Annotated in this window: 11 protein-coding genes; 7 read left to right on the plus strand and 4 right to left on the minus strand. The window is 52.4% G+C overall.

Translation table 11 applies throughout. The features are described from left to right. Window positions 1-177: 177 nt before the first annotated feature. Window positions 178-435: a hypothetical protein gene (locus tag H8L32_RS04275; RefSeq protein WP_186945940.1), complete on the plus strand. Its 258-nt coding sequence runs from the start codon at window positions 178-180 to the stop codon at window positions 433-435. Between the two features lie 31 nt (window positions 436-466). Here H8L32_RS04275 and H8L32_RS04280 read toward each other — a convergent pair whose 3' ends face one another. After that, complete coding sequence (locus H8L32_RS04280) at window positions 467-1,015, minus strand: GNAT family N-acetyltransferase (RefSeq protein ID WP_186945941.1); 549 nt, start codon at window positions 1,013-1,015, stop codon at window positions 467-469. Between the two features lie 216 nt (window positions 1,016-1,231). Here H8L32_RS04280 and H8L32_RS04285 point away from each other — a divergent pair, with 216 nt between their 5' ends. The 5 genes from H8L32_RS04285 (at window position 1,232) to H8L32_RS04305 (ending at window position 7,799) form a co-directional block, all read left to right on the plus strand. After that, entirely contained in the window at window positions 1,232-1,726 is a 495-nt protein-coding gene (locus H8L32_RS04285) for a low molecular weight protein-tyrosine-phosphatase (protein WP_186945942.1), read from the plus strand. Next, window positions 1,726-1,962: a hypothetical protein gene (locus H8L32_RS04290; protein WP_186945943.1), complete on the plus strand. Its 237-nt coding sequence runs from the start codon at window positions 1,726-1,728 to the stop codon at window positions 1,960-1,962. Before H8L32_RS04285 ends, H8L32_RS04290 begins: the two co-directional genes overlap by 1 nt. Before the next feature lie 11 nt (window positions 1,963-1,973). Next, window positions 1,974-2,933, plus strand: coding sequence for a M23 family metallopeptidase (locus H8L32_RS04295; RefSeq protein ID WP_186945944.1), 960 nt, complete (start codon window positions 1,974-1,976; stop codon window positions 2,931-2,933). Between the two features lie 439 nt (window positions 2,934-3,372). Then, window positions 3,373-4,557, plus strand: coding sequence for an efflux RND transporter periplasmic adaptor subunit (locus H8L32_RS04300; RefSeq protein WP_186945945.1), 1,185 nt, complete (start codon window positions 3,373-3,375; stop codon window positions 4,555-4,557). 2 nt (window positions 4,558-4,559) lie between these two features. Further along, complete coding sequence (locus H8L32_RS04305) at window positions 4,560-7,799, plus strand: efflux RND transporter permease subunit (protein WP_186945946.1); 3,240 nt, start codon at window positions 4,560-4,562, stop codon at window positions 7,797-7,799. Window positions 7,800-8,137: 338 nt separating this feature from the next. On the opposite strand, the gene H8L32_RS04310 is transcribed toward H8L32_RS04305, so the two are convergent. Then, a complete protein-coding gene (locus H8L32_RS04310; RefSeq protein WP_186945947.1) occupies window positions 8,138-9,142 on the minus strand; it encodes an LLM class flavin-dependent oxidoreductase in 1,005 nt (334 codons plus the stop codon). An 88-nt stretch (window positions 9,143-9,230) separates the two neighbouring features. After that, window positions 9,231-10,055, minus strand: a complete 825-nt coding sequence (locus H8L32_RS04315; RefSeq protein ID WP_186945948.1) for a nucleotidyltransferase domain-containing protein — start codon at window positions 10,053-10,055, stop codon at window positions 9,231-9,233. A 208-nt stretch (window positions 10,056-10,263) separates the two neighbouring features. On the opposite strand from H8L32_RS04315, the gene H8L32_RS27665 reads away from it, so the two are divergent. Further along, complete coding sequence (locus tag H8L32_RS27665; RefSeq protein ID WP_230412054.1) at window positions 10,264-11,610, plus strand: hypothetical protein; 1,347 nt, start codon at window positions 10,264-10,266, stop codon at window positions 11,608-11,610. Window positions 11,611-11,775: 165 nt separating this feature from the next. Here H8L32_RS27665 and H8L32_RS04325 read toward each other — a convergent pair whose 3' ends face one another. Beyond that, window positions 11,776-13,194, minus strand: a complete 1,419-nt coding sequence (locus H8L32_RS04325) for a family 43 glycosylhydrolase (protein WP_186945950.1) — start codon at window positions 13,192-13,194, stop codon at window positions 11,776-11,778. Between the last annotated feature and the right edge of the window lie 6 nt (window positions 13,195-13,200).

Raw genomic sequence — 13,200 nt, forward strand, 5'->3', positions numbered from 1 at the left:
TTATACAGCTACTGCGCTTATACTGCGCTTATACTGCGCTTATACTGCGCTTATACTGCGCTTATACTGCGCTTATACTGCGCTTATACTGCGCTTATACTGCGCTTATACTGCGCTTATACTGCGCTTATACTGCGCTTATACTGCAACACATGCACTTCATTTTAAAGGCCACACATGCTGGATGAACAGGAACTCACCGCCTTATTGTTAAGCTTGTTGCCCAGCCCAGCCTATATCTACGGTGCCATCATTTTCGGCATACTGGGTATGGCGGCCTACGCCTATGGCAAGAAAAAGTCTAGCACCCGCATCAAATGGCTGGCCATAGGTCTGATGTTTTATCCCTACCTGATAGGGAATGAAACCTGGCTGCTCTACCTGGTGGGCGTAGCACTATGCGGGGCCATTTACTATTATCACGACAAATCCTGATCATTGACCAAGTGTGCACAAGCGCTTGAAATCAGGACAGTATTTTTTCCATTTCTTCAAACTGCAGGTTTTCAACCAGCATCTGTTCCTTGCCGTTATTTGAAGGGAAAGGCTTGAAGCGGCCTGTGCGTACATAACCACGGCGTTCGTAGTAAGCAATCAGTTCTTTCCTGACGCTGATGACGGTCATCCAGATTTTATCTATGCCCCATGATACTTGCGCGTGTCGTTCAGCCGTTTGCATGAAATGCTTGCCTATGCCCTTACCTTGCAGTACCGGGCGTACTACAAACATGCCCAGGTAAGCGGCACCTTCGGTTTTCTCCAGATTGACACAACCTATGATGTCGTCACCTTGCAGGCAGAGCAGGATGACGGAATCGGGTGTGGCGATCAGCTTGCGTACTTCTGGTGCAAGTATGCGTGAACCCTGCAATAAGTCGGCTTCCGTGGTCCAGCCCTGGCGGCTGCTGTCGCCACGGTAGGCACTGTTGACTAGATCGGCGATTGTTTCGGCATCAGCATCCACCGCAGGGCGAAAGCTGATTGCGCTGGTATTGCTTGAGGTGTTTTCTGTCATACGTGTCTCTGTGTTATGGAGGGCTTGCGACTGGGCTTACAACTGCGCTTATAACTGTGATTGCAACTGAGCTTGCCGCGGGCCTGAAATAATAACATGTGTTTTTCCTGGGCCAGAATCCGGCTTTGCTGATGCGAAAACTGCGTGTTAGCATGTCGTGAATGTATAAAATTTTGGCTTTCTATCAAGAATTTTCCGGTATTTTCTGATTTAGCGATGAAAAACTCCACCACCAAAGCAATTCTGTTTGTCTGTATGGGTAATATTTGCCGTTCACCCAGTGCTGAAGGGGTGTTCCGTGCCCAGGCTGAAGCTGCGCAACTGAATTTGCATATCGATTCTGCCGGGACCCATGCCTATCACATCGGCGAGCCACCCGACCCACGCTCGCAAGACTTTGCTGCCCGCCGCGGCATCGATCTGTCGCAGCAAAGGGCGCGCAAGCTCAGCGCTGATGATTTCGCAAAATTTGATTTGTTGCTGGCCATGGACAAGGACAATCTGGCCAGGATGAAGGTAGCCTGTCCTGTGGCCCATCAGCATAAGCTCAAGCTGATGATGGACTATGCCAGTCAAAGTGACAGTGATGTCGTGCCTGACCCTTACTACGGTGGCCCGGATGGCTTTGATCTGGTGCTGGACTATATAGAAGATGCCAGTGCCGGCCTGGTCCGCGCAATACAGCAAGACCTGAACAGAGGAAAAGAATAATGCAGACTCAAGATCAGGAATTCATCGCGAATGCCATACGCCACTATTTACAGCAGCGCCCAAACAGTGCCGATACGGCTGAAGGTATTAATCACTTTTGGATAAACTGGCCAGGTGACGTACTGCCCACGTCGGTGGTATTACCGGTACTTGAGAACATGCGTACTGCCGGTGAGCTGGAAAGCGTGGTGGTAGGGGGGCGCACGATCTGGCGTGCCGCCCGTTCTGACAATTGACCTGGATGTCTATGTCAGTTAACAGAGTATGCAGAGTATGGCTTATCGCGGTCTTTTCTTATGCCTTATCTTTCAGTCAGTTTTCAACAGTCTATGCCGCTAACGATCTGGTGAAGATAGAAACAGTCAGAAAAGCCGGTTCAGATACCGTGGTTGCCACCAACAACAGCCGCATGCCGGTGATGGTGACACTACAGCTCAGCAGTTCCAGCAACCTGGCATCGAGTCGTAACTGGCCTATACAGGTGCTGCTGGCGGGTGGGCAAAGCATGGAACTGGTAGACGTATCCGCAGCCAACAAGCAGTTTGCTTACACGCTTTATTCCAATAGCCAGGTCGTCCAGGGTGACCCCAGGGCGCGGCATGATGCGGGTGTCAGCTACCGCATTCCTTTTCTTGCTGACCAGGCTTTTCAGATATTGCAATCGGCAGATGGCCCCCTGTTTACGCATACCACGGTGGCCACGCGCTATGCGGTCGATATCAATATGCCTGTCGGTACTGCGGTTGTTGCAGCACGGGCCGGCATGGTGGTTGAAGTGGTGCGTCAGTTTGCTGACAATGGCAAAGCTGAGCCCGAATTTTTTGACAAGGCCAATTATGTACGCGTTCTGCATGATGACGGTAGCTGGGCTGATTATGTCCACCTGATGCAAAACTCCACCCAGGTGCAGCCTGGCCAGCGGGTGGAAATCGGGAATGTGCTTGCTTTGTCTGGCAATAGCGGTTTTTCGACCACCCCGCACCTGCATTTTCATGTGCAGGTGAACCAGAACGGCACCATCATTTCTCTGCCATTTCGCTTTCGCAATGCGCATGACGGGGTGTTTACCCCACTCTACAAGACCTGGCTCATCCCCGATCCACCGAACCTGACCGTCAGCAGGGCAAAAACCAGGAAAACCCTGCGTGAATGCCTGTCAGCCGGCAAGGTGATTGATGATGTGGTGATACGCTGTCTGTCTTCTTAGTGGGCTTGTGTTTGGCGACACTGTTCACTCAGACCTGATCGGTTTTTGTTTCTGACTATCACCTGCATGTTATTGATGCATTTGACCTACATGCGCGGGATGAAACTGCATCCTGGCAGAAAAGTGGCATTACACTGTATGCCTTTGAGCGGGCTGGAAGCATATCGGGGCTATCCCTGTTTTTCCTTTATTTTTTTCTTTTATTGCCTGGATTGCTGAAAATAGCAGCAGCAAGGTCTGCCGGGATTGGAACTTATCAGGCTTATCCGGGTCTGACCCGGCACAATTCCCGTAGGGGTAAATGCATTTCAACCCGTAAAAAATGCATTTCATCCATAAAAAAGAGCAGTTCAAAACCTGGGGTATTGAACTGGACAGGTTCCCGGGGAATACTCTCTCATCCAATTTTCCCAATAACAAATAGCGACAGGGATTCATCATGTTACGTAAAACACTCCTCGTTCTTGCCATCGCCTCAGCCCTGGCAGCTTGCAGCAAAGACAAAGCCACGGAAAAAGCCAGTGCAAGTTCCAGTGCCAGCGCCAGTGCAACAGCAGACAAGGGTGGGGCTACGGACAAAAAACCACCGGTCAAACTGGTGATTGCACCGGAAGACATCATGACCGTGCAAAGCAATGCTCTGGCATCAGGCCCTGTTGTTACCGGCTCAATACAGCCTGAACGCAAGGCAGATCTGCGTGCGGAAGTCAGTGCCGTGGTGCTGCAAGTGCTGAAAGAAAACGGCGATGTCGTCAAACGCGGCGATATCCTGGTGAAACTGGATGAAACCTCGATTCGCGACAACCTCAATTCAGCCGAAGACAATGCCCGTAGCGCCGCCATGGCCCTGGACCAGTCTGACCGTGCCCTGCAAAGGCTGAAAACCCTGCGTGCATCTGGCATGACATCCCTGCAGGCGCTGGATGATGCCGAAGTACGTCGCAACAGTGCCCAGAGCGAGCTGTCGGCTTCCAGAGCCCGCGCTGTGGTGGCACGTCAGCAATTACAGCGTACTGTCGTGCGTGCCCCGTTTGACGGCGTCGTCAGCGAGCGCAAGGTATCGGCGGGTGATACCGCATCAATAGGCAAAGAACTGGTCAAGGTCATCGACCCGACCAGCATGCGTTTTGCCGGTCGCGTCTCTACCGACAAGATCGCCCTGGTTAAAGTGGGACAGCCGGTTGGTTTTCGTATCAATGGTTATGCCGGTCAGGAATTTCGTGGCAAGGTAACCCGGGTGGATCCGGCAGCCAATGATGTGACACGCCAGGTGGAAGTGCTGGTGGCGTTTGCCGACAGCAACCAGCCACGGGTATCCGGCCTGTACGCCGAAGGCAATATTGAAGCTGCCATTGTCAGCGCCCTGATGCTGCCGGAAGCTGCAGTCGTCAAGGCAGGCGACAAGGCCTATGCCTGGAAAGTGGCAGGAAAAACCCTGAACCGGGTGGATTTGCAGATCGGCAAACGTGACCAGCGCACCGGCAATTATGAAATCCGCAGTGGTCTGGTGGCGGGTGATGTGGTCATGCGCAGTCCAAGTTCCAGCTTCAAGGATGGTCAGAACATAGAAATGGCAGCGGCCAAAGTCGCCGTGGCTGACGCGACTCCAGCGCAAGGGAAATAATCATGTTCTTATCCGATTTCAGTATCAAAAAGCCGACTGCGACGATCGTACTGATCATCGCCCTGATGGCTTTGGGTTTGCTGGCACTCAGCAAACTCAGGGTGAACCAGAACCCGGATGTCGAAGTACCGGGCCTGTCCGTCGTCATGCCTTATCCTGGTGCATCACCGGATACGGTGGAACGCGAAATCATCAACCGTGTTGAGAAATCCCTGCAGGCAGTATCCGGTGTGCAAGAAGTCTGGGCAACGGCAGCAGAAAACAGCGGCCGTTTCGATATCCGCTTCACCTTCAAGAAAAACATGATCGAGGCTTCGGATGAAGTCCGGAATGTGATTTCCACCTTGCGCTATAAATTGCCGACAGAAATGCGTGAACCGGTGATCCAGCGCTGGGACCCGGGTGCACAGCCGATTCTGAACATGGCACTGTCGTCCAGCAAGCAAACGCATGCCGAAATTTCTCGTCTGGCCGAAGATAGCCTAGCCGACAAGCTGCGCAGTATCAATGGCGTGGCGACGGTAGAAGTGACAGGTTCGCTGAAGCGTGAATTGTCAGTGCTGCTGCGGGCAGAAAAATTGCGTGAATTTAATATCTCGGTCGGCGATGTGGTGAGTGCCCTGCGCAATCAAAACACCAATGCCCCGGTCGGCAAGATACGCGGCACTCTGGATGAAGAAAGTATACGCCTGGTAGGCCGTATTGAATCGCCGGAAGAATTTCAGAACATCGTGGTCAAACGCAACGGTGAGCAAATTGTTCGCCTGGCGCAGGTGGCTACCATAGAAGACAGTTTTGCTGACGTGAATGGCCTCAGCATACGCAGCGGCAAGCCGAACGTGGGCATCTATGTGACACGTGCCCGTGATGCCAGTACCGTCAGCGTGGCACAGGCAGTGCGTGAAAAGGTCAAGGAAATCAACAAGGACCTGGAAAAAAACCTGCCAGGTACCAAGCTTGAAATCACCCGCGACGGCGGTGAAGATGCGCAGCGCAGCCTGAACAATGTGATCGAATCACTGATACTGGGTGCCGGCCTGACCATCTTCGTGGTATATGCCTTCCTGAATTCCTGGCGTTCTACCCTCATCACGGCCCTGAGCTTGCCGACTTCTGTCATTGCCGCCTTCATTGCGGTATGGCTGTGCGGCTTTACCCTGAACTTCATGACCCTGCTGGGCCTGTCGCTGGCAATTGGTGTGCTGATTGATGATGCGATTGTGGTGCGGGAAAACATTGTGCGCCATATGCAGAACGGTTCTGACCGTCGTACTGCGGCACTCGAAGGTACGGCTGAAATCGGCATGGCCGTGGCTGCTACGACGTTTTCCATCATTGCGGTGTTTATTCCTGTGGCCTTCATGCCTGGCATGCCGGGTGAATGGTTCCGTCCGTTTGCGCTGACGGTGGCCTGTTCGGTGTTTGTCAGTCTGGGTATTTCCTTCACGCTGGACCCGATGTTGTCGGCATACTGGGGTGACCCGCCAGATCACCATACTGCGCCGAAAAAAGGTATCAGCAAGGTATTGGCCAACTTCAATGACTGGTTTGACCATCAGTCCGACCGTTACAGTAATGTGATTGCCTGGGCCCTCCATCACAGGCGCTGGATGAGTGCGATTGCCCTGTTCAGCCTGGTGGCTGCACTGGGTGTGCAGATGAAGTGGGGCGGCACCAGCTTTTTGCCAACCGCAGATTCCGGCAACCTGATGATCACCGTGCGTACACCAGCTTCTTCATCCATAGAATATGCGCGCCTGAAAATGGAAAGAGCGGCAGAAATTGCACGTGGTATTCCAGAAACCAAGGAAACCAATAGCAATATCACTGCCGCCGGTGGCCGTATATATGTGGATATAGGCAAGCGTACACAACGCAAGCGCAGCGCCAAGGAAATCGCAGTTGAATTGCGCGAAAAAGTAAGGGCTTTGGTCGGTGCTGAATATGTGGTGCTGGATGATTTGAACAACGGCGCACAAAAACCGGTGCAGATAGAATTCACCGGCCCGGATTCACGCAAGCTGCTGGAAATCACCAGTGCTTACATGGATAAATTGCGTCAGGTGCCAGGTGCGGTGGATGTTGGCCTGTCTGAACAGGATCCTAAAAAGGAATTGAAGATAGAACTGAATCGTGGCCTGGCCAATTCCATGGGTATTTCATCGAATGATGCAGCGCAGGCCTTGCGTGTGGCCTTTGCCGGTATCGAAGTTGGTGACTGGGTTGACCCTACCGGTGAAACCCGCGATGTGGCAGTGCGCCTGCATCCGAACGATCGTGTCAGCAAGGAAAACATAGAACGTCTGCCTATCGCCGTATCCGGCACCAGCCAGATGGTACCGTTGGACCAGATCGCCACTGTTACCATGGGCAAAGGGCCTTCCGGTATCGAGCATGCAAATGGCAAGCGCACCATCACCGTGTCTGCCAATGCGCAGGGGCGTTCCAACGGCGAAGTCATTGCCGACGCCATGAAACTGGCGCAGTCCTTTGATTATCCGCCAGGCTATGGCCTGTCACTGGGTGGTTCTGGCCAGGATCAGCAAGAAGTATTTGGTGCCATGCTGATTGCCCTGTTGTCCGGTATTGGTTTGATGTATCTGATCCTGGTGATACAGTTTGGCTCCTTCACGGCCCCACTGGCTGTGATGCTGTCGCTGCCTCTGTCTTTGATCGGTGTGGTGCTGGCCTTGCTGATCACCGGCAGCACTCTGAATCTGATGAGCTTTATCGGCATCATCATGCTCATGGGGCTGGTGGCGAAGAATGCGATTCTGTTGCTGGATGCTGCCCGCAAACGTGAGTCAGAAGGCTATGACCGTGAAGATTCGCTCATGCATGCTGGCCGTGTGCGTCTGCGTCCTATCCTGATGACGACCTTTGCATTGATTGCCGGCATGATGCCTGTTGCACTGGGCCTGGGTGAAGGCGGTGAGTTCTATCGTCCGCTGGCGATTGCGATTATCGGCGGCACCATCACGTCCACCATCCTGACGCTGCTGGTTGTGCCGACCTTCTATGACAGTATAGAAATTGCACGCGACCGCATGATGGCAAAAATGAGCAGACGCATGACAGAACGCAACCCGCTGGTCGGTTTTTGCATGACCATACTGGAAGCCATATTTACCCTGTTGTTCATACGCTTGATATATCGCACTTTGATGAAACTTATCGGCATGCTGACTGGTCGAAATCGTAAAGCAGCAAACACGCTGACAGTTAAGCCAGAAAATGCATGAGCAGAAAAAAGAACGAGAACAATGAAATGGAATGAATTGAAGTAGTAACGCTTCCCTCTTGCTGATAGACCGTTGTTATCTGGTCAGCAATTTCAAAGCCTGTGCAACGAGGTGTGCACAGGCTTTTTTTTTGAGGACATCCGAAAAATTGCCCCAAAGCGTTGAGGCTTCCGCTTTTCATTTTAAGTTTGTACTAAAGTACTGTCTTCGCCGTCGTGGTGTAGTCGGGGTTTCAGACAACATGTTGTCTGCCGACGAAACGAACGTCCCTTGAAAGGGACGTTTCCTAAAAGCGATAAGCCTTGTTGGGACAATTTTGTGAATGTCCTCTTTAATTTTTACTGGATTGACGTTGCAGCCTGCAGCTGGCTGGCAATCTGTGCTGCAATTTCATATGAATGCAGGCGTGCGGTGTGGTTGTGGATTTGCGAAGTCAGCATCAATTCATCTGCGCCTGTGCTATTGATAAAGGCCTGTATTTTTTCAGCCACGGTATCGGGTGCGCCGATGGCCGAGCAAGATAAAATCTGATCCAGCAGCATTTGTTCTTGCGGCGCTGTCTGTTTCAGGAAATCACGTACCGGCAGCGGTAGTTTGGCCGGGCGGCCACTGCGCAAATTGATAAAGGCTTGCTGGGCCGAACTGGCCAGGTAATGCGCTTCGTCGTCCGTATCGGCAGCAAAGACATTAAAACCCAGCATCACATAGGGCTTGGCCAATTGTGCAGAAGGGCGGAAAGTGGCGCGATAGATATCGATTGCCTGCATCATCTGCTGAGGTGCAAAATGCGAAGCAAAGGCATAGGGCAAGCCCATGGCAGCAGCAAGCTGCGCACCAAACAGGCTGGAACCCAGTATCCAGACCGGGATGGACAAACCGGCGCCAGGCACCGCCCGTACATAGCGGGCATCGCCTTCAAAATACGCAATCAGTTCCGCCACATCTTGCGGAAATTCATCCGCGTCGCTGGACAAATTGCGACGCAAGGCACGCGCCGTGCGTTGATCTGACCCAGGTGCGCGCCCCAGTCCCAAATCGATGCGGCCAGGGAAGAGTGATTCCAGCGTACCAAACTGTTCGGCAATGACCAGCGGTGAATGATTGGGCAGCATGATGCCACCGGCACCCACGCGTATGCTTTTGGTCCCGGCGGCGATATAGCCTATCAGTACAGACGTAGCTGCACTGGCAATACCGGGCATGCCATGGTGTTCTGCCAGCCAGTAACGCTTGTAACCCCAGTTTTCGCCATGCTGGGCCAGGCTGAGGGAATTATGGAAGGATTGTGCAGCATCGCTGCCTTCTGCTATCGGTGACAGATCGAGTATGGATAAGGGATACATGAGCCTGCAATTTCAAATGACAAGAAAATCATTATGGGTGAAATTGCCAATTCTTGTTGGCAGGCTAAAAAATGCTGTCAAAAACGAATTATTTTTTCGCCAAGCTTCCCATTACGGTATCACGCAGCAGGCGGTCCAGAACAGAAAAATCCATATCTTCGGTAGCATGCTGCTTCACGTTTTCTAGCCTGCCCAATTCGGTTTCAATAAAGCGGTTGATGACAGGCATGGCCGGTGCCAGTTCTGATTCTTTGGCACGTCGCTTGATGACCAGTAGTTCAGCGATGGCTGCCTTCAACACCTCATCACTGATCAGTGCATCCACCAGGTCCTGGAAGCGCATCGGTACTGTACCGAGGTTTTTCTCTATCCATAAACTGGCCAGTAGCGGGCGCAGTACATACAGGTATTTTTTCAGCTTGACGATGTCGCCACTCAAATGCTCGCGGTAGTTTTTTGCCGCCATGTGCAGGTAATGATAGTAAGAGCGCTCTGGCCGGTGCACTTGCCTGGTTGCTGCTTGTATTGCCTGTAGAAACACCGCATCGGCCGCATACACCACAGGTGACGACAGCCATTCGATCAGGGTTGCATTACCCATGCGCAGCAGGCCCAGTGCCTTGCGTACATCCCAGCCGCTGACATCATAAATTTCATTGACCGGTAATTCGATGACATCGCGACCGGGCACCACTGTCAGATACCAGTCTGGCCGGTTCACGTAGATAAAACGCACATCATAATCACTGTCAGGCGAGGCAAAGCCCCAGCCACGACTGCCTGATTCACAGGCAAACAAGACCCTGACATCATGCGTCTGTTCTATGCGTTGCAAGGTGGCATTGATTTCTGTGCGTATCGCAGGGTCTATCGGGTGTTCCTGTTCTTCAAATGCCAAATGATCGTCATGCATGTCAAAATCCTCTATTGTTTTTTGCAGCCTGCCTGAATGGCTGCTTTGTTGAAAATCATACCTTCCTGCGCAGATAATTTGTAAGAAAATGCAATTCGCATTGTCTGCCTGCCGGATCAGCACTAGGCTGGAAGCCCACTTGCCTCATGCCGGAAGTAAAACCACCATGCGATGCACTACAGTTCAAGGACTATCCGTCATTACACTCATGCTTGCGCTGACAGCCTGCGGCGGTGGTTCTGGCAATACCAGTAGTGGTGCGAGCGGCAGTACCACGGGTACGAGCGGCGGCGGCAGCAATACGGGTAACACGGGTTCTACAGGCACCACCACTGCCACAGCACCAGTAATCAACAGCTTTGTCGCCACTGCTGCCAGCATCACTTCAGGACAAAGTACACAATTGAGCTGGAATATCAGTGGTGCCACCAGTGTCACCGTCAATGGTTCCGCCGTGACGGGCAACAGCCTTACTGTCAGTCCAGTCGCCACCACAAGCTATACCCTGCTTGCCAGCAACTCCGCTTGTAGCACCACATGCAATACATCTGCCTCGGTCACCGTTACCGTCAATACAGCAGGCACTGGCAGCACTGGTGGTGGCACAAATGGTGGCACAACGGCTAACGCCATTTATGGCGACTTGCGCAAGGCTGATTTGGGTGCAGGGGCCAATCTGAACGGGGCTGTGCCTTTTCCGGCAAATAATGCCTGGAACATGGATATTTCGGGTGCCGCAGTTGACCCGGCATCCGATGCGCTGATCAACAGCATAGGTCTGGGCACCAGTCTTCATCCCGACTTTGGTTCTGGCCTGTACGATGGTGCACCCATAGGCATACCCTATGTGGTAGTTGCCAGCAGCCAGCCCAAGGTGGTCGTGCAATTTACCGACTATGGTGATGAGAGTGACCCTGGCCCTTACCCCATACCTGCCAATGCACCGATAGAAGGGCAGCAGGCCAGTGGTATCACTTTTGGCGGTGATCGCCACGTTCTGGTCATAGACCGTGACGCCAATCGCCTGTATGAAGTGGGTAATGCCTATCCACAAACAGGTGGCAGCTGGAAAGTCAGTGGCGGTGCCATCTTTGATCTGACATCCAACACGGTAAGGCCAGGCGGCAAACCAGGCTGGACCAGCGCCGATGCTGCCGGTCTGCCCATCTTCCCCGGCCTGGTGCGTTATGAAGAAGCCGCCAGCGGTGCGATACGCCATGCCCTGCGCTTTACCGTCAGCCGCAGTCGTCGTGCCTATGTGCCACCGGCTACCCACTGGGCTTCATCGAATACCAGCAACACCTTGCCACCGATGGGCATGCGGGTACGCCTGAAAGCCAGTTTCCAGATACCGGCCAATTTCTCAAACGAGAGCAAGGCCATTCTGCAAGCCATGAAAACCTATGGCATGCTGGTGGCTGACAATGGTTCCAACTGGTACATCAGCGGCGCACCAGATGCCCGCTGGAATAATGAAAAACTGGTGTCCGAACTGGGCAGTGTCAAAGGTAGCAATTTTGAAGTTGTGAGAATGGATGGACTGGTGACGCCCTAGTGGACTGTAACAGTTAAAACAGAAGTGAAAGACGTTTGCCCGGCGATCAGGGCAAGACAAGGTTAACACTTGGGCAGAGCGATAGTGGACTATCGCGAGCATTTGCAACGCAGCCATGGTCGTCGCGCAAGCGGAAGGCACTCTGTTTTCAGCTGTTACAGTCCACTAGTATTCACTGACGACAATTTTTTCAAGCGAAACGGCGTATCCGGCACTGCCGGATACGATTTTTTTCTTGCTTGTCCAACTCCAGTGTTCCCTTAAAACAGAGACGGTCAATGTATAGCTGTCTTTGGGAATAATCGGGCTCATGAACTTCAGCGCAGACACCGGGTATTTACTGTACATATCGATGATGGATGACAATACAGTTTCGCCTTTGCTGTTACGCATACTCACCCGGGCATAACCGCCATCGGGGGTCGCAAGGCTATATAAACTGATTTGTCGACCGGTAAATGACACAGAGAAAGCTGCATCCTTTACATCTGATCTGCTTTGTGCAAATGGCGTCGTTTCATGTTGCCATGCGCCGGTGTAAGTAATGCTGTCATCCGTATTCTTGATAAACCGTCTTCCATTCGCGACAGGCACAGTGACGCCGGTCGCGGCATTGATTTGCCATGCTTCCTGATATAGAGGAATGGAAACGGATATGTCGTCGATAGTCAGCGGTTGCCAGACATAGGTAGCAGCAGATGCCTGTCTGGGGTAAGACCAGCGATCACCCATGAACATATAGGTAGTGCCTTGTTGTCCTTCAATCGGTAACACAAAAGTGACTTGCGAATTCCAGGTCAGTGTACCTTCCGGCGCGATGAAACCCCTGCGCGTCCACGGCCCCTTTAGTGAGGTGGCAGTGAAATAATAATTGTCATTGCGTTCCCAGCCGGTAAGGTCCGAACCAAAAAAATAATAGATATCGTTTTTCCTGAACAGGGCAGGGGATTCAAAACCTGACGTCATGGCATGATTGACCTGCTCACTGACACCGGTATAGTCGTCTGTCAGTTTGTAAATATCACCCCCGTGCAGCAGCACGTATCCGGCACCATCCTTATCCTGAAAGGTGCCCATATCCCATTTCTTGATAGGCTTGCCCTGATATAGCAAAGGTCCGTGGTAGGTATAATGGCCGGTAATGTTCTTTGACGTGGCATAACCGACAAACTGGCTTTTGTAGTCAAGCGCATCAACGTGCATAAACATGACATATTCACCCGTGGCGGGTGACTTCATGACTTTCGGACGTTCTCCCACCGTATCCGGGCCCAAATCGCCGCTGGCCTGAACCGGCAGGGCAATGCTCTCGAATGTCCAGTTGTACAAATCTTTCGATGAATAACAATTGAAACCGGCAAACGCATTGCCCGCATCCGTGTGTGCTTCACCAAACAGGTAATAGGTATCTTTATCCCTGATGATGCTGGCACCGTGGGCACTGACGACCTGCCCGCGGTTGTCAAACCAGGGGATACCCGAATGAATCGCCTTGTAGCTGACCGGTATTTGCGCGACTGAAAGATGCGAAATGACCATCAGGATGATGAATAATGGCCAGTCGCTGATCAGTGTGCGTTTCATTTTTCC

Origin of the sequence: Undibacterium hunanense (genome assembly GCF_014284335.1) — a bacterium.
GTDB classification, from domain to species: domain Bacteria; phylum Pseudomonadota; class Gammaproteobacteria; order Burkholderiales; family Burkholderiaceae_D; genus Undibacterium; species Undibacterium hunanense.

Bases quoted from the DNA above. Each gene is read 5' to 3' on its own strand.
- H8L32_RS04325 (WP_186945950.1), bottom strand. From the start codon at position 13,194: ATGAAACGCACACTGATCAGCGACTGGCCATTATTCATCATCCTGATG.
- H8L32_RS04295 (WP_186945944.1), top strand. From the start codon at position 1,974: ATGTCAGTTAACAGAGTATGCAGAGTATGGCTTATCGCGGTCTTTTCT.
- H8L32_RS04285 (WP_186945942.1), top strand. From the start codon at position 1,232: ATGAAAAACTCCACCACCAAAGCAATTCTGTTTGTCTGTATGGGTAAT.
- H8L32_RS04280 (WP_186945941.1), bottom strand. From the start codon at position 1,015: ATGACAGAAAACACCTCAAGCAATACCAGCGCAATCAGCTTTCGCCCT.
- H8L32_RS04310 (WP_186945947.1), bottom strand. From the start codon at position 9,142: ATGTATCCCTTATCCATACTCGATCTGTCACCGATAGCAGAAGGCAGC.
- H8L32_RS04305 (WP_186945946.1), top strand. From the start codon at position 4,560: ATGTTCTTATCCGATTTCAGTATCAAAAAGCCGACTGCGACGATCGTA.
- H8L32_RS27665 (WP_230412054.1), top strand. From the start codon at position 10,264: ATGCTTGCGCTGACAGCCTGCGGCGGTGGTTCTGGCAATACCAGTAGT.
- H8L32_RS04300 (WP_186945945.1), top strand. From the start codon at position 3,373: ATGTTACGTAAAACACTCCTCGTTCTTGCCATCGCCTCAGCCCTGGCA.
- H8L32_RS04315 (WP_186945948.1), bottom strand. From the start codon at position 10,055: ATGCATGACGATCATTTGGCATTTGAAGAACAGGAACACCCGATAGAC.
- H8L32_RS04275 (WP_186945940.1), top strand. From the start codon at position 178: ATGCTGGATGAACAGGAACTCACCGCCTTATTGTTAAGCTTGTTGCCC.
- H8L32_RS04290 (WP_186945943.1), top strand. From the start codon at position 1,726: ATGCAGACTCAAGATCAGGAATTCATCGCGAATGCCATACGCCACTAT.